The sequence below is a fragment of the Hohaiivirga grylli genome, from assembly GCF_039655745.1.
Lineage (GTDB): Bacteria > Pseudomonadota > Alphaproteobacteria > Rhizobiales > Beijerinckiaceae > Hohaiivirga > Hohaiivirga grylli.
On sequence record NZ_JBBYXI010000001.1, the window covers coordinates 352,500 to 376,955 of the forward strand.

14 protein-coding genes are annotated in these 24,456 nt (G+C 48.7%); 6 read left to right on the plus strand and 8 right to left on the minus strand.

The features are described from left to right. Window positions 1-107 precede the first annotated feature (107 nt). The 3 genes from irr (at window position 108) to leuA (ending at window position 4,290) form a co-directional block, all read left to right on the plus strand. A complete protein-coding gene (gene irr, locus WJT86_RS01565) occupies window positions 108-590 on the plus strand; it encodes a Fur family transcriptional regulator Irr (RefSeq protein WP_346335736.1) in 483 nt (160 codons plus the stop codon). A gap of 148 nt (window positions 591-738) precedes the next feature. Next, a complete protein-coding gene (locus WJT86_RS01570) occupies window positions 739-2,256 on the plus strand; it encodes a rhomboid family intramembrane serine protease (protein WP_346335737.1) in 1,518 nt (505 codons plus the stop codon). A 351-nt stretch (window positions 2,257-2,607) separates the two neighbouring features. Then, window positions 2,608-4,290 carry a 2-isopropylmalate synthase gene (gene leuA, locus WJT86_RS01575; RefSeq protein ID WP_346336272.1) on the plus strand — a complete coding sequence of 561 codons (1,683 nt, stop codon included), beginning with the start codon at window positions 2,608-2,610 and terminating at the stop codon, window positions 4,288-4,290. 44 nt (window positions 4,291-4,334) lie between these two features. Here the strand turns inward: leuA and hrpB are convergent, their stop codons facing one another. The 5 genes from hrpB to WJT86_RS01600 all read right to left on the minus strand — a co-directional run bounded on the left by hrpB (window position 4,335) and on the right by WJT86_RS01600 (window position 11,473). Then, complete coding sequence (hrpB, locus tag WJT86_RS01580) at window positions 4,335-6,818, minus strand: ATP-dependent helicase HrpB (protein WP_346335738.1); 2,484 nt, start codon at window positions 6,816-6,818, stop codon at window positions 4,335-4,337. A 14-nt stretch (window positions 6,819-6,832) separates the two neighbouring features. Next, window positions 6,833-7,741 carry a DMT family transporter gene (locus WJT86_RS01585; RefSeq protein WP_346335739.1) on the minus strand — a complete coding sequence of 303 codons (909 nt, stop codon included), beginning with the start codon at window positions 7,739-7,741 and terminating at the stop codon, window positions 6,833-6,835. Window positions 7,742-7,904: 163 nt separating this feature from the next. Beyond that, complete coding sequence (locus WJT86_RS01590) at window positions 7,905-8,786, minus strand: LysR family transcriptional regulator (protein ID WP_346335740.1); 882 nt, start codon at window positions 8,784-8,786, stop codon at window positions 7,905-7,907. Window positions 8,787-8,918: 132 nt separating this feature from the next. Next, window positions 8,919-10,328, minus strand: coding sequence for a short-chain fatty acid transporter (locus WJT86_RS01595; RefSeq protein ID WP_346335741.1), 1,410 nt, complete (start codon window positions 10,326-10,328; stop codon window positions 8,919-8,921). Window positions 10,329-10,348: 20 nt separating this feature from the next. Next, window positions 10,349-11,473, minus strand: coding sequence for a M42 family metallopeptidase (locus WJT86_RS01600; protein WP_346335742.1), 1,125 nt, complete (start codon window positions 11,471-11,473; stop codon window positions 10,349-10,351). A 271-nt stretch (window positions 11,474-11,744) separates the two neighbouring features. Here WJT86_RS01600 and WJT86_RS01605 point away from each other — a divergent pair, with 271 nt between their 5' ends. Together WJT86_RS01605 and WJT86_RS01610 are read left to right on the plus strand one after the other, a co-directional pair. Continuing rightward, the gene (locus WJT86_RS01605; RefSeq protein ID WP_346335743.1) at window positions 11,745-12,362 is read left to right on the plus strand and encodes an HAD family hydrolase; all 618 of its coding nucleotides are present in this window, start codon (window positions 11,745-11,747) and stop codon (window positions 12,360-12,362) included. A 113-nt stretch (window positions 12,363-12,475) separates the two neighbouring features. Beyond that, entirely contained in the window at window positions 12,476-13,354 is an 879-nt protein-coding gene (locus WJT86_RS01610) for a DUF817 domain-containing protein (RefSeq protein ID WP_346335744.1), read from the plus strand. 36 nt (window positions 13,355-13,390) lie between these two features. On the opposite strand, the gene WJT86_RS01615 is transcribed toward WJT86_RS01610, so the two are convergent. The 3 genes from WJT86_RS01615 to WJT86_RS01625 all read right to left on the minus strand — a co-directional run bounded on the left by WJT86_RS01615 (window position 13,391) and on the right by WJT86_RS01625 (window position 23,162). Beyond that, window positions 13,391-16,831 carry an autotransporter outer membrane beta-barrel domain-containing protein gene (locus WJT86_RS01615; RefSeq protein WP_346335745.1) on the minus strand — a complete coding sequence of 1,147 codons (3,441 nt, stop codon included), beginning with the start codon at window positions 16,829-16,831 and terminating at the stop codon, window positions 13,391-13,393. A gap of 601 nt (window positions 16,832-17,432) precedes the next feature. After that, window positions 17,433-21,275: an autotransporter outer membrane beta-barrel domain-containing protein gene (locus tag WJT86_RS01620; protein ID WP_346335746.1), complete on the minus strand. Its 3,843-nt coding sequence runs from the start codon at window positions 21,273-21,275 to the stop codon at window positions 17,433-17,435. Window positions 21,276-21,629: 354 nt separating this feature from the next. After that, window positions 21,630-23,162: a YifB family Mg chelatase-like AAA ATPase gene (locus tag WJT86_RS01625; protein WP_346335747.1), complete on the minus strand. Its 1,533-nt coding sequence runs from the start codon at window positions 23,160-23,162 to the stop codon at window positions 21,630-21,632. Between the two features lie 227 nt (window positions 23,163-23,389). Between WJT86_RS01625 and WJT86_RS01630 the strand changes: the two genes are divergently transcribed. Beyond that, window positions 23,390-24,385, plus strand: a complete 996-nt coding sequence (locus WJT86_RS01630; protein WP_346335748.1) for an ABC transporter substrate-binding protein — start codon at window positions 23,390-23,392, stop codon at window positions 24,383-24,385. Window positions 24,386-24,456: the final 71 nt, after the last annotated feature.

Below are 24,456 nucleotides of genomic sequence, written 5' to 3' on the forward strand. Positions count from 1 at the left end.
GTTCACACGTTTAGTGAAACGAATTTCCTGCGACGATGGGTTGCAGGTTTGTTAATAGATACCTATTATATGCACAGTATCAGATGCACATTGGAAGCGTTCAACAGATGGCAGAACAAGCACTAAAAATGGGAAACCCTGTTTTATCACAAGGCGTTGCGCCTGGTCGCGGCTGTCCGCTATCTGATCTTCGCGATAAATTACGCAAGGCTGGCCTGCGTCCGACCCGTCAGCGTGTTTCTCTCGGTTGGCTGCTTTTTGCTAAAGGTAACAGACATGTGACCGCCGAATCTCTTTACGAAGAGGCAACACGTGCCCGTGTTCCTGTGTCTCTGGCTACCATTTACAACACTCTGCATCAGTTTACGGAAGCCGGTCTCCTGCGTCAGCTGGCTGTTGATGGGTCAAAATCCTATTTTGATACCAACCCGGGTGAGCATCATCACTTCTTTGCTGAAGATGAGCAGACACTGTTTGACATGCCATATAACGATATCATGGTCAGCTCATTACCGAATCCACCAGAAGGTTATGAGATTTCACGCGTTGAAGTGATTGTACGTCTGCGCAGAAAAGGTGCTCAGAACTAAGTTCTTTGTGACCTTATTAATCAGTAAGGATTATCAGCCTTTAAAACGCCGGTAAAAGATACCGGCGTTTTTATTTGCCGTGTATCTGCGGTAGAAGGTCTGTTGATGTCAGGCAGAGTTTAAAAACACTTGAGCAAGTTGGTCGTAAATGTCTTCAAACATTTCCTTTCTTTTTAACACGGCAGTTCTGTCTCTGATCCTTCTGATTATTGGCCGTATGCAGAATGGTCTTGATCGCTTGTGGGTCACGAAGCATACGGTTCTTATTGCTGCTGCTGGTCTTGCCTATTGGTTTGAAGTGCCGGACGCGGGATATATTCTGTTTGGCCTGTCATGCATTTTTGTCATTCTTCCGCTTCTATGCGTTATTGCTGCACGTCGTTTGAATGAACGGGGCAGTTTATTTTCAAATTATGCGCATAAGCTTTTTACAATCCTGCATCCATCGGGAACAGCACAATATGATGCAAAGCTGACGCAGGCTCTTGCCGAGAAGGATCGGGCTACACAATACCGGATGTTAGAGGCCCTCGAGCAGGGTGATGGTTTTAATGCTTATATCGCCCGTCTCTACCGACTAAGATATATGAACCTTTGGGAAGAGATACTTGCTCTCCCTTTTCCCTCTGACGACTATCGCTATGCAAAGCCGATTTACGGTCTGTTCTATCTTCAGGCCCTAGGGCAGACCAATCAGGTTGACAGGATGTTTACCTGGTATCGGGAGCATAAAGCTGTTTTAGAGGGTACGCCGATGCAGGAGCCTGCTCTCATGGCGTTACTTATATTCTCGGGAGCTTATGTGGAACTTGAGGACTTCAGAACAGCTTCTCATATGATGATCCCTGATGAGGATTGGCATTGGTCGGTATCTTTCACCAAGCTGAAAGCTGGCCACGAGAATGAGCGATCTGTCTTACATGCGCTGGCTGAAGATGTTCACGATCCAATACGTAAAAAGCTGATGCTTCAGAGCATCAATAGAGGCTCTACCGTAAGTGCTACACCGGGCGACCGGGAATTTCTCACCCATGAACTTGCAGCCTTTGTTACGGACAAGAAACTTCCTCGGAAGAGTGCGCCAACAATTCCGGTCGTACTCTCACTTATTATTGCCAATCTGATCATGTTCGGCCTCGAGTTTATGCAGGGGGCCCCTGATGACATCAAGACACTGGTTGAGCTTGGTGGGTTATGGCCGCCTTATGTTTTTGATGGTGAATGGTGGCGATTAGGGTCGGCGCTTTTCTTGCATCTCAGCTGGTTCCATATTGGTTTTAATATGATGGCTCTCTACCTGATTGGTGAAGAGCTGGAACGCTGGATCGGTTCATTGAAAACCCTTGTGGTTTATCTGGGAGGTGGGCTGCTCTCATCATTTTTCGCTCTTTGGATGATGGAGTTCGGCTATGCCAGGATGGCCGTTCTGGTTGGTGCGTCTGGCGCAGTTTTCGCGTTGTTAGGTGCATTATCTGTTTATGTGCTGGCCGATTGGATCGTAAAACGTAGGGCAGACAAGAAAAGGCAACTGTTTGCAATTACCCTTGTTATCCTTGCTCAAACTGCAATGGATTTTGTCGCAACAGATGTCAGCTTTTCCGGTCATCTTGGCGGTTTTGTCGCTGGGGCGTTAATTGGCGCAATATTTATCCTTTTTAAGCGTTGACAACGTAATAAAATCACAGCATGGTCAGCGCATGATAAAGATACATGCGCTCCTACTACGACTTTCCAGCCCGGCCCTCTGAGGAGGTCGGGATTTCGTCGCTGTTGTCGTAGCATCTGTATCTGTGTTCAAGCTCATGAATTTCATACCGTTCATCAAAGTTATGCCATCTCTGTTTTGTGTCAGAGAGCGTTTTATTGCCTGTTGTAATCAGACACTACGACTTCCCTGCAGTCACCGGGCCTGACGGCTTCCGGTGGCTGTGACCTTTGCCGTTTTTACCAAGCAATAGAATTTTATACTCATGGCCTTTGAACCGGCCTGAACAGATTACACGAGAAAACAATGCCCATGCTGAAAACGCCTCAAGACAAATATCGCCCATTTACCGGGATTAACTTGCCAGATCGCAAGTGGCCATCTGCTCAGATTACCCAGCCGCCACGCTGGTGTTCTGTTGATTTGCGCGATGGCAATCAGTCCTTGATTGACCCAATGGATGGTGAGAAGAAGCGTCGTTTTTTTGAGATGCTTGTTAAAATCGGTTTCAAGGAAATCGAAGTTGCGTTTCCATCGGCCTCACAGACAGACTTTGATTTTGTCCGTTCACTGATTGAGCAGGAAATGATCCCGTCTGATGTCGCCATTCAGGTGCTGACCCAGTCACGTACTGAGCTGATTGAGCGGACATTTGAATCATTGCGCGGTACGCCAAATGCGATTGTCCATCTTTATAATGCAACATCGCCTTTATTCCGTAAGGTTGTCTTTGGCATGGAAAAGGCTGATATCATCAAGCTTGCGGTCGAAGGATGTTCGCGCATTCGTGATGCCGCTCTGAAGCAGCCGGAAACGAACTGGACTTTCGAGTACTCGCCTGAAACCTTCACGGCAACTGAAATGGATTTTGCGCTGGAGGTCTGTGAGCGGGTTATTGATGTTTACCAGCCAACACCTGATCAGCCCCTGATCCTCAATTTGCCAGCAACTGTTGAAGTGGCAACGCCGAATGTGCATGCTGACCAGATCGAATATTTCTGCCGCCATATCTCAAAGCGGGATTCTGTTATCATCTCCCTGCACCCGCATAATGACCGTGGTACGGCTGTTGCCGCTGCTGAGCTTGGCATGATGGCTGGTGGTGATCGTGTTGAAGGATGCCTGTTCGGGAATGGTGAGCGTACGGGTAACGTCGATATCGTGACGATGGCACTGAACCTCTACAGTCAGGGCATTGACCCACAACTCGATTTCTCAGAGCTGCAGACAATCGTCAAAACGGTTGAGCATTGTAACCAAATTGCCGTGCATCCGCGCCATCCTTATGCGGGTGAGCTGGTCTTTACGGCCTTCTCGGGCTCGCATCAGGATGCCATCAAGAAGGGCTTCGCTGCCCGTGAGCAGCGTAATGATGATATCTGGGAAATCCCGTATCTGCCAGTTGATCCGGCTGATCTGGGTTGTAGCTATGAAGCCGTTATCCGTGTGAACAGCCAATCCGGTAAGGGTGGTGTTTCCTGGATTATCGAGCAGGATCGTGGTCTAAAACTGCCTCGTGCCTTCCAGGTTGATTTCAGCAAGGTGATTCAGGAAATTTCGGATTCAACCAGTCGTGAGCTGACAAGTCTTGATATCTGGAAAGCATTCGTCGAAGCATATTGCTTAGAAAGCCCGCAGCGGTTTGAACTGCTTGATTATGTCGAGCATGGTGCCCGCCGTCCGGGTGAGCAACGGGTCTTTGTTGGGCGTATTTCCATCGACGGTGCCGAGCGCTCTGTCAGCGGGAAGGGTAATGGTCTGATCTCAAGTGTGGTCGATGCACTCAAGAGCGAATGTGGCCTTGATCTGGAAGTTGTTGATTATCATGAACATGCGCTGCGTAAGGGAACAGATTCTCAGGCAGCAGCCTATATTGAATGTCACCTGCCAGATGGCCGTTCCGTATTCGGTATTGGTATTGATGCGGACATTGCGACAGCCTCTGTAAAGGCTGTATTGAGTGCAGCCAATGTGAGCAACAAAAGAGCGCAGTAAGCATTTCAAATATGAATTAAAACGCCGCCTTTACAGGCGGCGTTTTACGTTCCACGCGGCTTTGCACGTCGGGTTGGTTCTGCCACTGCTGGATCATCAGGCCAGGGATGTTTAGGATAACGCCCGCGCATATCCGTTTTGACTTCAGCCCATGAGCCCTGCCAGAAACCCGGTAGATCACGGGTAATCTGAATTGGGCGGTGAGCTGGAGAGAGGAGATGCAGTGTCAGTGGAATTTTGCCACCGGCAAGGCTTGGATGAATTTTCTGCCCAAAAAGTTCCTGCACTCTGATGGCAATTGAAGGACCACCTTCTGAGCTGTAATCAATCGGAATGGAAGAGCCGGTTGGTGCTTCAAAATGTGTCGGGGCTTCCTGCTCCAGCTTTTTCTGCATATTCCAGGGCAAAAGACCATGAATTGCATTTGTAAGCTCATCGGTCTGAATATCGGATATAGCTGTTTTGCCAGCCAGATATGGCACCAGCCAGCTATCCATACTTTCGCCAAGTGCTCTGTCAGATATATCCGGCCACTCATCAGGAGCAGCATTGCGTAAAAACATGACGCGCTCGCGCCACTGTAGCAGAGCTTTGGACCACGGCAGGGCCTTCAGACCGATAGACAGAATACCCTGTGCAAGAATATGCGCGGTTTCATCGCTATTGGGTACTGACAACGGGCGATCATTTAAAACAACAACGCCATAACGCTTGCTTGCGCGTGCGCGTACGGCACGGGCAGATTTGTCAAAATAGACTTCTTCACGCTCTGTCCCGAGTTCCGGATGAAGTGCGATGATTTCTTCGAGTGTAATGGGAGCTGCTGCGATAATTCTTGCTTTTGTTGCTTTGCCACTAATCTCGGCAATGGCAAGAAAAGGCGCCTTGGCGAGACGGTCGTGGGCATCCAGCATGGCGCCACGCCCATTACTCATAATGTATTCGCCCGTAGCCCCACGTACTTTTGCAATACGATCTGGGTAGGCTAAGGCAACCAGAACACCAAGACCATCTCCCTCCGGTAATCTGCTCGGCGTGTCCTTAGTGTATTTATTGGCTGCCCTGCTCCAGTTTTCTGCTAAACGCCGGGTTTCTTCCGCACGTTGAGACCGATCTCGCAGGAAGCGCTCATAGCGGTCATCCAGATCAGCATTATCCCCGCCGATACCACGTTCTACAAGCAGGGCAGCCAGATTGGCGCCTTCCTGTCCGCGGCCCGCAGCTGAAGCTTGCAGAACCATGGCGGCCAGACGTGGTGATAAAGGCAGTTTCTGTATGCTGCTTCCTAATGCTGTCAGGCGACCATTATCATCAATGGCGGCAATATCCTGTAACAGGGCTCTTGCTTCATTAAGAGCCGGGGTGGGAGGCGCATCCAGAAATGGAAGAGTGTTTGGGTCTGTGACACCCCATGTTAGACAATCAAGTAGCAGGCTGCTCAGGTCAGCGGCCAGAATTTCTGGTCGGGCAAAGGCTTCCATGGCGCCTGTTGCAGCCTCTTCCCAAAGGCGATAACAGACACCTGCTTCCAGACGGCCCGCGCGCCCACGCCGCTGATCGGCGGCGGCCTTTGAAACCCTGACGGTTTCAAGTCTGGTCAGGCCGATATCAGGCTCATAGACTGGAATACGGGCAAGGCCTGAATCAATTACAACGCGGATGCCTTCGATTGTCAGAGATGTTTCGGCGATGGAAGTTGCCAGTACAATTTTGCGGCGACCAGCCGTACTTGGCGAAACTGCAAGATCCTGCATTTTGCGATCAAGCGTGCCATAGAGTGGGGCAACATCAATAGTATCTGTATCGACCCATTCTTTCAGAAGGGTTTCAACCCGTCGTATTTCTCCCTGTCCGGGTAGGAACACCAGAACAGAGCCACTTTCTTCACGTAACGCCTTACGGATGGCCATATTGATATCATCTTCAATACGGCTTTGTGGCGTTCTGCCGATATAACGGGTGTCGACTGGATAGGAGCGCCCTTCGGAGTGGATAATGGCAGCGTCATCCAGAAGTTTAGAAACACGTGCACCATCAAGGGTGGCCGACATGACCAGCAGGCGCAGATCATCCCTCAAACCGCTTTGGCAGTCTATTGCAAAAGCAAGGCCAAGGTCTGCATCCAGTGAGCGCTCATGAAACTCATCGAACAGAATAGCAGCAATACCGTTCAATTCAGGATCATCCAGTATCATCCGGCTGAAGACACCTTCCGTGACAACTTCTATGCGGGTCTTGGTGGAGACTTTGGAGCTCATCCGAACACGTAAGCCAACCGTTTCTCCAACGCTCTCACCGAGCGTTCTTGCCATCTGTTCAGCCGCTGAGCGGGCGGCAAGGCGCCGGGGTTCCAGAATGATCAGCTTCTTGCCATCCATCCATGGCTCATCAAGCAGCCATAAAGGAATACGCGTTGTCTTACCTGCGCCCGGCGGGGCGACAACAACAAGGCGTGTCTCTGTGGCGAAATGCCGGGAGATATCCTCAAGGATGGCATCAACAGGAAGAGGTTGCTTGAAGGTACGCATAGGCCTGTATGTACTCAGGCCACGCTCTCAGGGAGTGCTTTGTCTGCACTCTTCATGACCAATGGTTTTGCTGGTGACAGCTGAGCGAGAATTGTACCAGTCAGCATCAGGGCACAACCTGTCAGAACCCGAGCATCCATAATGTCTCCAAGTACCAGCCAGCCTGTCAGGGCCGCAAAGACGGATTCAAGGCTGAGAATGATAGCACTATGAGCTGCAGGCGTATAACGCTGTGCCAGAACCTGCATTGTAAATCCAAAACCAACTGAGAGAATACCACCATAAAGCAGAGAAAAACCCGCATCTCCAATGGCTTCAAAAGAAATTGGTTCAATAACAGCTGCGATCAACAGTGATGGAATCATACAAACGGCAAATTGCGTTAAGGCAAGACGGACAGGTGGCAGGAGATTCTTGGAGCTGGAAAGAGCCAGTACCTGAAAGGCCCAGAAAAAGGCGCTCAACAGTGTCAGCAGATCACCATAATTAATTTCCAGAGCTCCATGAATGCTGAGGAGATAGAGCCCGGTAACAGCCAGAGCAACACCAACCCAGACGCCCATACCATAACGATAGCCGGCAAAAATCGAAATAATAGGGACAAGTACAACATACAGACCAGTGATAAACCCGGAGTTGGTGACTGATGTAAACATCAAGGCGACCTGTTGCAGGTTGATACCGACAAAGAGAAACAGACCGATACCCACACCTGTAAGCCAGGCTTTTCTGTCAGGTTCCGGAGCAGGACGTTCAAAGAAGACAAGAGGCAGAACCGTTATGAAACCAAGCAGAAACCGTAAGCCCGTGTACCAGAACGGACCAATATATTCCATGGCAGCTTTCTGAGCCACAAAGGTTGATCCCCAGATGGTGGCAGTAAACAAAAGCAGAAAGTTTGCCTTAATAATCGTTTTATTCATCAATAGAGATCCGTGGTGCCATGCGAATATCTGCAGAAGTCAGATGTTGTACGGCAGCAGCATAAGTTCTGTCACCTATGGCTCATATCCGCTTTTCGTCTTTGTGGGAATGCGAAAAGCAAGATTACTATTCCTATTTTTCTGAGAGCACCGGCTTTTGATATCAATGATCTGGCTGATGACTGCTATAATATCTCAAGGTGTGATCTCTGAATGCACTGACAATTTCACTCTGAGGTTTACCGGTCTGCCAAGACATATTGTAGTTTCTGTTGCAGATTGGGAACCTGATGTTCAGTAATCTGACTCCAGATGGAAAATCACCCCAGCTCTTTTCAGGCAGAAAACCGATACCCTCACCAGCGTTGATGAGTTTGGCAATCATATCAGTGCCATCACATTGGTAGCTATAGGTTGGTGTAAAACCTGCCTGCTCACAGAAGGCCTCCGTTTCTTCAACCCAGCTTGTTGTATCATCGAGTGATATGAATTGTTCATTTGCAATCTGATGCAACTCAACGCCACCATTTCTGGCGAGGGGATGATTTTCTGGCACACCAAGCATGATTTTTTCAGAAAACAGGGGGACGGATTCACATTTATGCAGATTGATCTGAGCTGCGTGGATGTACAGATCGCAATCATAGAGGAACTTTGATTTTATATAGTTTTTAATGACCACAAATCTGACATCAGGATGCTTTTCCTTGAAGCTTTTCATCAAGCCAATGAGATAATGGTCGTTGATGATATTAGTCTGTAACCTGATCTTTGGTGATATTTTCTGGCCCATCCGGTTGAGGGCATTACGGCCGTTCTCGAAGGCGCTGATTGCCGCTTCTGCATACTTGAGAAATTCAAGACCATATTCATTAATCCGGATTCGACGGCCCGTCCGGATAAAGAGGGGAGTACCCAGTTCTTCTTCCATCATTGTGATGGCTTTGCTGAGAGCAGGTTGAGCAATGTGCAGTTTCTGGGCTGCCTTGGATATGTGCTCAGTCTGGGCCACTGCACGGAAGTATTTTAGTTTCTGAATGTCCATTCACACTCCAGTTAAACACTAAATACCGAAAAGGGTAATGTGCCATATCCGGAGGCTGTTTTAAACGTGACAAATTCCCCTTCACTGGGAGGTATGAAGGGGAATCTCTTGTATCTGTCCTAAAGGCTGGGGTTAGGCCGGGAGGAACAGGATGACAAAGCCAAACAGTATCCCACCTATCAGCATGATCGCCGTAGAATAACCCATGATGTCCTTGGCTTTCAGACCAGTGAATCCAAGTAGCGCCAGAGCCCAGAATGGCTGACACATATTGGTCCATGAGTTACCGTAGGCAACCGCCATGATGGATTTCAGCATATCCACGCCCATCAGTCTGGTTGATTCAACAGCAATGGGACCCTGCACTGCCCATTGCCCGCCGCCGGATGGCACAAACATATTGACAATGGAGGCACTGAGGAAGGTGTACAGATGGAAGGTAAAGTTTGAGCTTATTGCAACCATACCTTCTGCCAGAATGGAGACCATGCCGGAGTACTTGATGATGCCCATGATCCCCGCATAAAGCGGAAACTGGAAGATAATGCCGGCAGCACTTGAGGTCGATTTGGTGAAGGCAGCTACGTAGTTGGCAACTGTTCCCTGCAGCAGAAGACCACTGAACAGAAAGATGGCGTTCAGCATATTCAAGTCAAGTGCAGAGAAGCCCTTTTGGGTAAAGGCGTAGACAACATAAACCAGGCCCATACAGCCCAGATAACCACAGACAATCCGGCTGTTGTTGAGACGGTCACCGACAGTTGCATAAGCTGTCTGATGTGCGGATTTTACTTCCGGTACATCGGATTCAAGAACCTTCAGAGCATAATCCGGAACCTGATTCGTATTTCTGCCTTTTGGATGAAGGAAGTATACGAACAATGGCAGGATGATTGTAAAGCCGGCAACCAGTGTCAGGTTCATTGGGTTGAAGATATATTGGCTGAGAGAGATAATACCGATCTCTGACTCAAGAAAATGACCTGGTGTTGCGATGGTCAAACCAACAGAGTTGGAGAAACCAGTACACCATGTCATCTGCCCGATGTAGGCACAGGCCACCAGCAACCCATACTCAAATGGAATGTTACGTCTGCGGAAATCAGCCGCAATACTGCGTGCCAGTAGAGCACCTCCAACAAGGCTCAGGCCAAAGTGCATGTAGGACAGCAGGATTGTGACTGTTGCCACAAGTACTGCAGCCTGAGGGCCAGTTTTAGCAATAGCTGCAATTCGACGTATTCCGCGCTGGGCAAGTGGTGCATCAGCAACCACGGCCCCGGTGATAATCGCAACTGACATCTGCATCGAGAATGTCAGCAGCTCCCACAAGCCGCTGTACCAGCCGGTTAGTACGCCCATGGGCGTACTGTCTGTCAGGATCAATGCCAGAATGAAGGCTATTAACGTCAGTGCAATCGCAAAGATTGTTGGATCTGGCATATACTTCTGGGAGACGCGGGTGAATGCTTCACCCATGCGGATCAGAAAGTTTTCCTTCTGATTGGCCGCTTCTCCCGTATTGGGTTTGGAGTTCGCCATAACTTGTTCCTCCCCTTTGCCTAGTGGGCAAGGAAGTCGAGGTTGATTGTCTCATTTTCTTCTTCGACAATGCCTTTGATGATGGAGACCATGTCGACCATATCGTTGATATTGAGCATCTCGACAGGAGAGTGCGAATAACGACGCGGTATGGTGAAGGAGGCTTCCGGAATACCATCGCCTGCATAAGCGTAAACGGAGGCATCAGTCGTGGAAAGAAAACCAACAAGTGTCAGCCACTGAACGGGCAGCATCTGTGCCGCAGATTGTTTTTCAATTGCCTTGCGAATGGCAGGATGGACGCTGCTGAAAATGCCGTATTGGTGGGCACTGTCACAACCATCAGCCAGTAGAACTGCCGGGCCTTTGCCAAGAGCAATTGGCAGAAGAGACTTATTGGGCTGGTCAGGTGTATCGCCCGATGGCACAGTATCAATAGCAAGGACGTAATCGGGCTTTACTTTGTGACCCATAGGGCCTGCACCAACCATGCCGACTTCTTCGCGGCATGTTGCTCCGACAACTAATGTGCCGGCAAAGTCACCGGATGCGCATTGTCTCAGAACTTCGCAGATAACACTGCAACCTGCACGATTATCTATTGCGCGGCCTGCAATATAATCGCCGTTACCCATTTCAGTAACAGTATCGGCAAAGACGGCACGATCACCGACACGGATGCCGAGAGCGGCAACTTCTTCCGCAGAAGAGCAGGCAACATCTATGTAAAGTTCCCGGGCGGGACGAACGGTACGTGCTTCCTCTGCTGTCAGAAGATGTCCGGGTTTTGCGCCGATAACACCCGGTATTTTCTTGGATGAAATCCAGACCTTGCGGCCAACCAGAAGATTATCCGGAACACCGCCGATTTTATCAAAGCCGATAAAGCCGTTTTCTCCGATATATTTAACGGCAAGGCCAATTTCATCAGAGTGTGCGGCAACAAGAATAGTAGGGCCGGGGCGATTGCCTTTTTTGACAGCAGTCAGGTTACCCAGTGTGGTTACCTCAATACTATCGGCATAGGGTTTTAGTTTCTCAATCATAGCCCGAACAACATCCTGTTCGGCACCGCTGACCCCAATAATTGAAGTCAATTCTTTTAGTGTAGTTTTTAAGGATTGTTTGACGTCATTGCGGTCCATAGTAATACTCTCCTTTACACTTTTAGCCGGATATCCGGAGGCTTGTTTCTCTGAATCTTTTGAAAAACGAGCGCTGTTAAAATGTACGGAGAGCCCAAAAATTTTAAAAATACTTATTTTTCATGAGCTATATTCCAATATTGATATGTAGAAAAATGCTGATTAATAGAATTTTGTAAACATTAATGAATTTGCGCTATTATGATTTCTGTCAAATACTGAATGCGCTGATATTTTATTATCCGGCAAGCTAAATAAAGAGACTTTGAACATGCAGCAATCTCCCAACACGGTCGTTTTTGATGTTGGTAATGTCCTGTTCCGTTGGAAGCCGGAAGAGTTCTATCTGGATATTCTTAAGGACGAGACCAGACTCCGCTGGTATATGGAACATGTACATACTCCAGAGTGGAACCGTGATCTGGATTTGGGAGTTGCCTGGGATAAAACGTTTGATGCAAGGGTTGCAGAGTTTCCCGAATGGGAGGAGCCGTTACGCGCTTATCAAACCCGTTGGTTCGATACGATGCGTGATATAATTGAACCTAACATCACCCTCTTGAAGCAGCTGAAATCAAAAGATATTCCGGTCTATGCAATCACTAATTTCCATGACTGGACATTCCGGACAACCCAGAAACAACATTATGATTTTCTGAATCTGTTTGATGGTGAAATCGTTTCAGGTGAAGAAAATCTGGTTAAGCCTGATCCAGCCATATTTGAATTATTCTTCAGTCGTTTTTCCCTGAAACCTGAAGACTGTATATTCATTGATGATAATGCAGATAACATTGCAACTGCCCGGAATTTAGGGATGCACGTTGTGCATTTTATTGAGCCTATGGACGTTGCTGCTGAGCTTGGAAAGCTTGGTTTAAATATCTGATGGTCGTGACGGGAGAACTGCTTTTAAACATGGAAATCCCACGTCTGAGTTGTATTGCGTGGTGTTGAAGCTTTACCCATTCCGCTTGCTGCGATTTCACTCAGATTGGTTACATGACAACGCCATCTCAAAACACACTGCAAAATAAATATCCTTGGGGACCTTATCGCGCGTTGGCCACGAAAGAAGCTGCTTTGGCTCAGCGTGCTGAAAGCTATGGCGGGTGGCGGCTATTTGCTTATGAGTTCATTCGGTTTGGCATCAAACAGGGGTGGGCCTGTCTGTTTGGTGGTCTGATGGTTGCGCTACTGATTGGTACCTACCTCTGGTATCCCAAAGATGCAGCTTTGGCCCGATATGATTTCCTGGTCATTGCATCGGTCGCTATTCAGATATTCCTGCTCGCTTTCAAAATGGAAACGTGGGAAGAGGCAAAGGTTATCCTGCTGTTCCATATTGTGGGTACAGTGATGGAGATATTTAAAACCCATGTCGGTTCCTGGCATTACCCGGAGCCCAGCATTCTTCGTATTGGCGGTGTTCCGTTATTTACAGGGTTTATGTACGCGAGTGTGGGGTCATATATTGCGCGTGTCTGGCGTCTTTTTGATTTTCGGTTTTCGCACCATCCTTCTTTCCCCGTGACAATTGCAATTTCCTTTGTCATTTATGCGAACTTTTTCACGCACCATTATTTTTACGACCTGCGCTGGATCATCATGATTGCACTGGTCGTGATATTTGGCCGAACTCGCATATATTTCCGTGTCTGGAAGCAGCATCGCTGGATGCCATTATTGCTGGGTTTCCTGCTTGTAGCGGTCTTTATCTGGTTTGCCGAGAATATTGGTACATTTACCAATGCATGGCTCTACCCAAGCCAGGTTAAAGGCTGGAGTATGGTCTCGATCAATAAGCTTGGCTCATGGTTCATGCTTGTGATCATCAGCTATGTCATGGTTTCAATCTTGAATAAGCCCGAAGAGATATAAGTAAGCCTAGTTTTGATTTTTATGACCTTGCTCCACCTACCAGCGGATGGTCATACCGAGACGTTCATCCCAGGCCTCACGGCCCTTCTTCTCGAAGGAGCGGTTGTAAGAGGCTGTGGCGAACAGTGTTGTTGTGTCACTGATCTGGCCGGAGATACCAGCCCCGATCTCACCCCATGTGCCGCCAAGACGGGTCTGGAACGGAAGCGGGTCATAGCCATAAACATCCGTGACATTCATCTTGGTCTTGCCCATGAACTCATGCCAGATGTTGCCTCTGAGCCATGCCTTGATCAGACGTGGTGGCTTGTTCTCTTCCGCTGCATTCCATGTCTTGGTGACACGAACACCAATGCGGCCACGAAGTGATTCAGCATCATTGAAGTAGAAGCGGCCATAGGCATCATTGGTATTGTCGAATGACAGGTGCTGATAGATGATCTGCGCCTGTGGCTCAATGGTATAGCCATTATCAAGCTTGAACTCATAGCCGGCTTCGAGAGATGCCATGAAGCCAAAGCCATCAGCATCAATCTTCTGGCCCTGAACAGACTTGGCGTCCCCTGTGTACCATGTGCCCTGAACGACGGTATCAGTGTACCAGCCCTTCGGAGACATATGTGTCCAGTATGCGCCGAGTGAATAGGCATCCATATCAATACGACCGGCATGGCCGTAATAAGCCCCCTTCACACGGCTGTCGATGTTACCATAGGCGACATAGATACCGGCCTTATCGACGGTTCCATCCTTCAGCTCACGTCCGTAGACATCAAGACCAGCCTGAATGCCACCGAATGTGTAGTTATAGTTTGAGCCGTTCTTTAAGAACTGTCCCTTGTTGTTATGGAAGCCGCGATCACCGAAGACGCGGGCCCATGCACCTGAGAACCATTTCTCACGTTCAGGGTTGCCATTATTCATTGTCTGGACAAGTTGGCGCTTGCCCTGTCTGTCCGTCACATAAGACTGCCTGATAACCGGTTCCATCGAAATAGGGAAATGATCGCCAACGCGTTCGTGCAGGGTACCAAGGACAGCATAGCCATACTCAAGTGCAACCGGCTGCACCGCATTCATCAAAGGAACTTCAACGCGATAATTATAGACCGGCTTTGCAATATCGCCACCTGTTCCTGGTGTTGATGTGCCACCGTTATTACCGGCTCCTTCCTCACCCGGTGTCGGGTCAGGATCGGTCGGTGGTGTGGGGATCAGTTCATTGCGCAGATACCAGTTTTCATCACTGGTGCTGCCACCACGATACAGGCTGTACTCATAGGCACCGGCTGCAACGCGCGAGCCGAGCATGAAAGCATCACTTGTGGTTGTTGCAGCACCTGTCGCCTCAACAACAAGGATACCATCTGCAGCTGTCGCGACACCCGGCCCACCAATATTGTTGATGTGCAGGAGCGAGTTACCGGAAGCAGAACCTGTCACAACCAGACGGTCGGAAGCAGAGCTATCCGCACCGAGATAAGTGTTCAGGCGAATATTCCCGTCCGTTCCGACATAGTCACCAACAGTCAGGAAAGCACCCGGTGCGCCGGTATCGGTATTCGTATAGATCCAGCCTGCATTGGTAATGCTGACAAGCGTCTGGTCATGACCGGCAAGATCAAGAGTACCTGTCGCATGAATATCCGTGTGTGAATTCGGACTGAAGGCATTTACAGCCCCGGCACGCAGCGTTCCGGCGTAGATTGTTGTATCACCCGTATAATCGTTTTCAGCCGTCAGAACCGTAGTGCCGGCGTAGACATCAACAACACCGGGGCCTGTCATCAGCGGGGCGAAATCGTAATTATTGCCCGTATGATTGAAGACGATCCGGCCATCACCATTACCAAAGACAATGCTTGCGGCTGTTGTCGAGCCCGGAGTTACAGCAGCCTCTCCTGCTGCCGCACCGATATTGATGATACCGGTAGAGCCTGCCTCCATGGCAACATCGATTGCCCCGGTTGTAACGTCTATCACGCCACCATCCGCCAGTGTCAGTTCACCATAACCTTCAAGACCAATAACAGTCATTGCTGTACTGCTCAGAAGAGAACCTGCTCCAGTAATGGTCACAATGCCAGAAGCCTCTGCCACGCCGCCCAGATATACGTAACTGCCGTTTGTGATCTGGCCTCCATCAGAGATCATGACATTGGCATCTCCATACAGGCCGATTGCCATTATGCCAGAATTGTTCCACCAGGAACCGGATCCTGTAACTTCAATGGTAGCTGTTGTGTTATTGTTGCTGGCCATCATAGCTAAGTTACTGCTGACATATCCTCCGGATTTAATATAGAGCTCTCCTTGTCCATTTGTAGCAACAGCAAGGGTTTCATTATTTGTAAAGGCAGAACCTGTGCCTTCAACGGTAACTTTACCCTTGCTGGTTGCTTCACCGCCTATGACTGAAGAGGCTGCGCTAACTAAACCGCCGTTTGTTATAGTAACCTCTGCATTTCCGGCTTGAGCAATATAGAAAGTATATGCGGTAACATTCAGCTCAGAGCCGGCGTCTGCCACATTGATGATACCTGTGCTACCAGCTAAATAGCCGGCAACCCCTATCAGGGTTGTGACCTTGCCCTGATTGCTGATGTTAAGCGTACCGTGACCGGCATTGCCGATGAGCATGGAAAAGTCTTCTGTCAGGCTGGAGCCGTTGTTTTTTACATTCACGACACCAACGCCGCCCTCCAGAGCACCGACGACCGTTCCCTGCTCAGACGTAACTATTGCCTGACCAGAAATATCCAGAGTGCCTTTACCGGCCATCCCGACAATCAGATTCTGTGTTGTTGAGTTTGGTGCATTCAGAACATTTAATTTAGTATCTGGCCCCTCAACTAGAACGTTGGCCTGTGAACCGGCATTCTGCCCGATAACCATGCCGGCCGTCTGGTAGATTGCTCCCGACTCCACTTGCAGACTGGCATTTGAGCTGGATACACCAACCACTGTGTAATCGACGGTGTTATCCCATAATGTATTATTACCGGTGACACGCACTGTGCCACTACTGCCTGCTTCAACGCCAATCAGTGTTTTCTGGGCAACAGTAACCGTGGTATTATTTACGACAGTTGACAGATACCCGCTCCCTGCAAGTCCAACGGTAAGATTATTGGTCTGCATACCCGTAGACGCTGAAAGTGTCAGAACACCAACACCGGTTGCCGTCACACCAAGATTGATCTCCCCGGCTCTCACCCCATAACTGGTACCGGGATTGGCCACTCCGCCCAAAGAGTTCACGCCGATATTGAGAATATCCGTATCTGACGGGATAGAGGTTGCATCAAGAAGCGACTGCCCCCCATCAACATTAATGACTGTCTGTGCCTGCGCATTGTAGAATACGAATGGTACTGCCATCCCGAGCATAGCAGCCAGTACAAAGCTGACCGAGTGTGAGCGAATAAGAGATACGGGCACATCAGTCTCCGTTGCCATCAATCTGTTTTTCTTCATTCTTCTGCCTTTATTCCTTTTTTTTGGCTTTAATTGCCAGCACCCTCTTTATGCCTGTGATGGCCCCATCGTTGAACTTCTTTCAAATTTAAACGTCGGACGTCGGGTAGGCACAGCTAGATCGCTCAGGAACAAGCCCCATACATATGACGACCCCTGAGAACCGCCATAACTCGACAAAACCCTTGAAAACATTATAAATTTGAAATTTTCATCGTATAAACAATTCCAACATATGTCGCAAACACATTTTAATATATTTTCCTATTAAATGAATTTATTTCTTTATCAAAAAAATAAAAAAGTTTAAAATTTCAACAAATCAAAACGTATTCACAGCAGAGATTATAGTCTCTTAGTTTTGTAGTCTTGCCAGAAATAGCTTTAGCTTGTGGGAGCTTATTATTTATATATTAAAATATATTCTGTTCATTTTAAGGCGTTCTAATTATTTTAAATAATAAATTTATAGAAAACATTACTTTTAAATATAAAAATTTATAATCGATTGCGGTGAAAATACTTGAAAATTATATCCGGTTTTACAAAAATAGCCCGGAATTTTCATTCCGGGCCGTACCAAATCAAATTGTCAGGGTACTTACCAACGGATGGTCATACCGAGACGTCCATCCCAGGCCTCACGGCCCTTCTTCTCGAAGGAGCGGTTGTAAGAGGCTGTGGCGAACAGTGTTGTTGTGTCACTGATCTGGCCGGAGATACCAGCCCCGATCTCACCCCATGTGCCGCCAAGACGGGTCTGGAACGGAAGCGCGTCATAGCCATAAACATCCGTGACATTCATCTTGGTCTTACCCATGAACTCATGCCAGATGTTACCTCTGAGCCATGCCTTGATCAGACGTGGTGGCTTGTTCTCTTCCGCTGCATTCCATGTCTTGGTGACACGAACACCAATGCGGCCACGAAGCGATTCAGCATCATTGAAGTAGAAGCGGCCATAGGCATCATAGGTATTGTCGAATGACAGGTGCTGATAGATGATCTGCGCCTGTGGCTCAATGGTATAGCCATTATCAAGCTTGAACTCATAGCCGGCTTCGAGAGATGCAATGAAGCCAAAGCCATCAGCATCAATCTTCTGGCCCTGAACAGACTTGGCATCCCCTGTGTACCACGTGCCCTGAACGACGGCATCAGTGTACCAGCCCTTCGGAGACATATGTGTCCAGTATGCGCCGAGTGAATAGGCATCCATATCAATACGACCGGCATGGCCGTAATAAGCTCCCTTCACACGGCTGTCGATGTTACCATAGGCGATATAGATACCGGCCTTATCGACGGTTCCATCCTTCAGCTCACGTCCGTAAACATCAAGACCAGCCTGAATGCCACCGAATGTGTAGTTATAGTTTGAGCCGTTCTTTAAGAACTGTCCCTTGTTGTTATGGAAGCCGCGATCACCGAAGACGCGGGCCCATGCACCTGAGAACCACTTCTCACGCTCAGGATTACGCTCCATGACTTTTACAAGGATACGTTCACCCATCTTTGTCTTGACGTAATATTGTTTTGTGACTGGCTCCATGGCGACAGGGAAATGGTCTCCGACACGCTCATGGAGTGTGTCGAGCACAGCATAGCCATATTCCATTGCAACAGGCTGAACAGCCAGCATCAAAGGAACCTCAACGCGGTAGTTATAGATCGGTTGGGCTATAATGGTGTTGCCACCCGTATTTGGACCAGGAATCGTTCCGATTTCGCGGCCCGGCTGTTCTCCCCCTTCTCCGCCAGGAGTTGGTTCCGGATCAGGGTCTGGGGTTACTGGAGGAGTCACAAGTGTATTACGCAGATACCAGCTGTCAGTACTGACGCTGCCGCCACGATACAGGCTGTATTCATAGGCCCCTGCAGCGACGCGGCTGCCAAGTGCAAAAGCATCAGTTGTTGTTGTCGCTGCACCAACTGCATCAACAACGAGAATACCATCAGCGTAGGTCTGTTCGCCCGGGCCACCGATATTATTGATATGCAGCAGCGTATTACCAGAAGCAGACCCTGTTACAACGAGTGTATCGGAGGCAGAGCCATCTGTTCCAAGATAAGTATTAAGGCGGATATTGCCGCCGCTACCGACATAATCACCAACGGTCAGTGCCACACCCGGCAGACCCGCAGAAGTATTTGTATAAATCCAGCCTGCGTTGTTGGCACTGATGAGTGTCTGGTTGTAGCCTGCCATATCAAGCAAGCCAGCCGCCTGAATTTCAGTGGCGGAATTCGGACTGAAGACATCCGTGTTTCCGGCCTTCAGAGTATCGCCATAAATGGTTGTTGTGCCGCTGTAATCATTGGCTGCTGTAAAGACGGTTGTACCAGCATAGACATCAACAGAACCTGTTCCTGTCAGCCTGGTTGAGAATTCATAGCCACCAGTTGGCAGAACGCTGCGTGCTGCTTCGTAATGGGTATGGTTGAAGACAACACGGTTATTACCCCTACCAAATGTAATCTCTGTGGCATTGGTGGTACCTGCGACGGCTGCAGCCTCACCTGCCGGTGCACCGATATTAAGAGTACCTCTGGATGTGTTGTAACCACCCATCGTGAAGGAGCCGTTCTGGATATCAAGCAGACCATTATCCGTCAGTGTAATAGTGCCTGTTCCGGTAACGGACAGCTTCATAACGCCTGTCTGACGCAGGACTGAGCCACTACCTGTAACCACAATCTTGCCAACAGCATCTGTTTCACCGCCAATGTTGAATTCACCGGTATTGTCAAACAAACCACCATTGGAAATCAGCATAGTTGCTGTTCCCTGCTGGGCAAAAAGCATTCTTCCTGTGTTGATCCAGTTTGAGCCGGTTCCGTCAATATTAATGGTGGCGATTGCATCAGGTCTGCCGAAAGCGGTACCACCACCCTTTGAGGTAACAGTCGCACTATTTGCAATATTCAGGCTGGATGTGGAGCCGGTGTATCCAATATACAGCTCTCCATCTACAGTGAATTTTGAACCTGCATCTCGGACATTAATATGCCCCTCGGAATTGGATGAATATGCGGCGTAAAGAGTACCGGTACTTGTAAATACAGCACCGGAATCTACTGTCATGTTCCCTGAACCATTACGCCCGATATAACCAGAGGTCGCCGTTAATGATGAGCCTGCTCCAGAAACAAGAATAGTTCCGGATCCAGTGGTTGAACTGCCGACTGTCAAGTTTGTTATAGCAACAGTGGCCTGATTTGTAATGCGCAGTGTTCCTTCACCAGCACCGCCAGCCGTGGTAGAATTGGCTGTTAATGCCGAGCCTGGTCCGTCAATTTCAATTAAACCGGTTCCGCCCAGGGAATTGCCTGCCGTAAGAGAGGAAGTGCGCTGACTGAAGGTGCTTGTTGCACCGTTAATGATGGATAATGTTCCATCACCATAGTTGCCAACAACAACACTACCTGCAGCTTTTGTTAGCTCAGAGCCGCTGTCTGTAATGATAAGTTTGCCGACGCTGCCTGCCAGTTCACCGATGTATGTATCACCTGTATCGGCGGTTGCACCATTGGCAATGGTATAAGTACCCTGGCCTTCAACGCCGATATAGGTTTCTGCAGTGTAGGCTTTGGAACCTGTCCCGGTAACCAGAATAGAGCCTTCACCTGTTGCAGTACCACCGATTCTGGCCAGATTGGCAGAAAGATAGCCCTTATTGACGACTTCTATAAGACCCTCGCCAGCTTCGCCGACGGTGAGCCCGGTTGATGATGTGTTATCAGAAGTGACACGGCCACCATCAACGAGGATGTAGCCATATCCGCCCTGATTTTGTCCAAGCGTAAGGATACGTGCGAGAACTCTGGTATCGAGATTTGTTCCTTCGACAATCAAAGAGCCTTTGCCGGATGCGCCAATAACGATTGGTATGGAGTCGCCATATCCGTTAGGTGTACCAAGTATTCGTGCACCATTTTTCAGATAAACAACGTTATCTACGCTGGAAGCTTCCTGCCCGACAGTAAAACCTCCGATAACATTGATTGTAGCGGCATCAACATTCAATATGCCCTTGCCAGCAACGCCAACAGTTATGGAGTCACTGAAAATACTGTTTACGCCACCTGTCATGTCAAGCTGACCAACGCCGGTCGTTTCAACACCAAGGTTCATAACGAATCCTGAGTGGCCAATACCGTATTCACTTTCAGAAATGACATTAACGCTGTTCGCGACGCCAATGTTGAGGACGTCTGGCGTATTACCATTATTAAGCAGGAAGGTAATGTAATCAAAATTCCATGAAATTTCCGGATAATCTTCAGATGGCCGAGGGGTATCTACATTCACAACTGTCTGTGCCTGCGCACCTAATACCAGGCCTGCACTGACAAGGGCGGCAAATGCAAATGATGCATATTTTGATCTGATAATATTCTTCTGACCGGATAAACCTGTCTGCCTCGCATTAAATTTAGTCATTAAATCAGCCCGCTTCTGCTCACCATGCTCTTTTCATCAAGAGCAATGTTTTTTGATTAGGACGCTAGGTCCGCCTGTTTGTGAATAGATTTGTACAACTTAGTGTTTGGTTGCCCAGAACAAAAATATTCCTTTTCAAACCCAACTTTATAAGCATGAGTTTAGATATTATTAATAATTGTATATATCACGGAGCAGATTTAATTGCAAATATGTTGTATTTATAAATTTTTGTTTGTTATCAGTTAATTGATATAGATTATTTTAATAAAGGTATTAGCATTTCCAATGCATAGGGTGGTCTGCTTACCAACGGATGTTAAAGACTATCATTTGCCGGATATGTTTTTGACACTACCGCGCAGGTGATGTCCCGCCGCGGTGTGCTAGGGCTTCAGAAACATGAATGCGCCGAACCTTCTCTTCTTTGTCTAGATCAGCCAGGGTTCGGGCAATTTTAAGAACACGATGATAACCACGACCTGACAGTTTTAATTTTTCAGCAGCACGGCCAAGCAGTTCAAGGCTCTCAGCATCTGGCTGTGTAACTTCCTGAAGTAAGTTTGGTGGGCAGGCTGCATTGGTACAATCCTGTAGACCAAGCTTTTCATAACGTGTTGTCTGGCGTTGCCGGGCCATTATGACGCGGGCCGCAACATCTTTTGATGTTTCTGATGTATGAGGCTGCATCAGGTCTTTCGCACTGACGGCGGGGACTTCGATGGATAAATCAATGCGATCCAGAAGCGGACCGGATAAGCGGGCCTGATATTGCGCTATACACCGTTCATTGGGTTGACGACGACAGACATAGCCCGGATCACTGGCATGACCACATCGGCATGGATTCATGGCAGCGATCAGCTGAAACTTAGCCGGATAGGTAATGCGGTGGTTGGCCCGGGCAATCAGCACATTCCCCGTTTCCATGGGTTGGCGCATGCTATCGAGTACATGGGGCTGGAACTCAGGTAATTCATCAAGAAACAGAACGCCGTTATGGGCAAGAGATATCTCGCCCGGTTTGGCACTGATGCCGCCTCCCACCAGAGCAGCCATGGATGCAGAATGGTGTGGGCTGCGAAAGGGGCGCCTGTCAGATAAAGCCCCGTTTTCAAGTAACCCGGCAACGGATTGTATCATGGAAACATCCAGCAGCTCTTTAGGCGATAATGGTGGCAGTATGGATGGCAGGCGCTGTGCCAACATGGATTTCCCAGCACCCGGAGGGCCGGAAATCAGGAGATGGTGGCCCCCGGCCGCAGCGATCTCAAGGGCGCGTTTTGCGCTTTCCTGCCCCCGGATATCACATAAATCTGGCAGGGCAGTGGACTGTGGAGCCATTCCGGCCTCGGGACGATGCAGGACTTGTGAGCCTTTGAAGTGATTGGCAAGCTGAATGAGAGAACGGGGTGCGATAATATGAAGCGCTTCACTGGCCCATGCTGCCTCAGGCCCACAGACCTGAGGGCAAATGAGGCCAAGATTGCGTGAAGATGCAGCAATGGCTGCGGGTAGTGCGCCGCTGACCCGGGCAATGGTGCCGTCAAGAGCAAGCTCGCCCAGAACGGCATAGCCTTCCAGAGCATCATGGGGAATGGCACCAATGGCTGCCATAATGCCAAGCGCAATCGGAAGGTCATAATGACTTCCCTCTTTTGGCACATCAGCCGGGGCCAGATTAATAGTGATACGCTTGGCTGGTAAAGCAAGGCCTGAGGCTAATAAAGCGGCCCGGATACGTTCACGGGATTCTGCGACGGCCTTATCAGGCAGGCCAACAATCGTTATGCCAATCTGTCCGGCTGAAACCTGTACCTGAACATCAACCGCACGTGCATCAATTCCCTCAAACGCAAATGTTGCAACTCGGGTGATCGGTGTCATTCACTTGCCTTTCCGGTAACTGTTACGAGATGAATTTTTCATGGACAGCCCGGATCGACAACGCGCTATAAGTTGCAACGGATTTATAAGCTATCTGATAATAATGATGGGGCAGCGACAATATTCCCATCTTTATGGGCAAAACAAACGTCAAGCTTTCCTTGCAAAAGCATGTTGTGGCAGATACGTTTCTCTTGGTTTTTATCAGCACTCTGGGGATATATCTGATGCGTAAAACAAATAAATTAGCCGGATTTCTGTTTGCGGCGCTGTGTTTGAGTACGCCGGTTAAGGCGGCAGATGTCATCAATGCCTATTCAGTCATGCCTGAAAAATATGCGGCACAGATTGCTCAGGCCTATGAGCAGAAGACAGGCGTGAAGATTAATTTCGTCCGCATGGCTTCTGGTGAAGCACTGGCCCGTCTGAATGCTGAAAGAGGTAACCCGCAGGTTGATGTTCTGCTTGGCGGTCCATCAGACATGTATGAAGCCGGTATCAAGACCGAGCTGTTTGAAGCCTACACACCGAAAGATACGGCCGTTCCTGAGCAATATCGTTCTGCAAAAGGCTATTGGACAGGCTTTGGTCTCAACCCACTGGTATTCATGACGAATACGAAGTTCCTTGAAAAAAACAATCTGAAGGCTCCGGAATCCTGGCAGGATCTACTTGATCCCGCTTACAAGAATGGCCTCCAGATGGCTGATGCCCGGACGTCCGGTACTGCAACAGAGCGTATTTTCTCGCTGGTTAAGCTCTATGGCGAAGATGGTGCTTTTGATTACCAGAAGAAACTGCACAAGAATGTTCAGCTTTACACCAAGAGTGGGCAGGGTGGTGCTATGCCGGTTGCAGCCGGACAGGCCGCTTCTGGTATCTTCTATTTTGTTGATGCGCTGGACGTGAAACAGCAGGGCTATCCGGTTGTCATCACATACCCGAAGGAAGGTATTACATCCGGCATTGATTGCTTTGGTATTATTCACAATGCAAAGAACATGGATGCTGCCAAGAAGTTTATCGACTGGGCTTCAAGTGTTGAGCTGGCGAATCTGATCATGGAAAAGAAGATCAACTATGTGCCAGTTGCCAAGGGCGCCAATATCACAGACCCTGTTCTTGATCTCTCCAATGTCAAAATCCTTGAGGCTGACAGTGAATGGAAAGGCGCAAAGCGTAAGGAATATGTTGAGCGCTGGGTCAAGGAAGTTATTCAATAAGGAGCAGGTATGAAATGGCTTTTGCCGGTTTTGGGACTACTCGGGGCACCATATGCCGCCTTGTCTTTCAC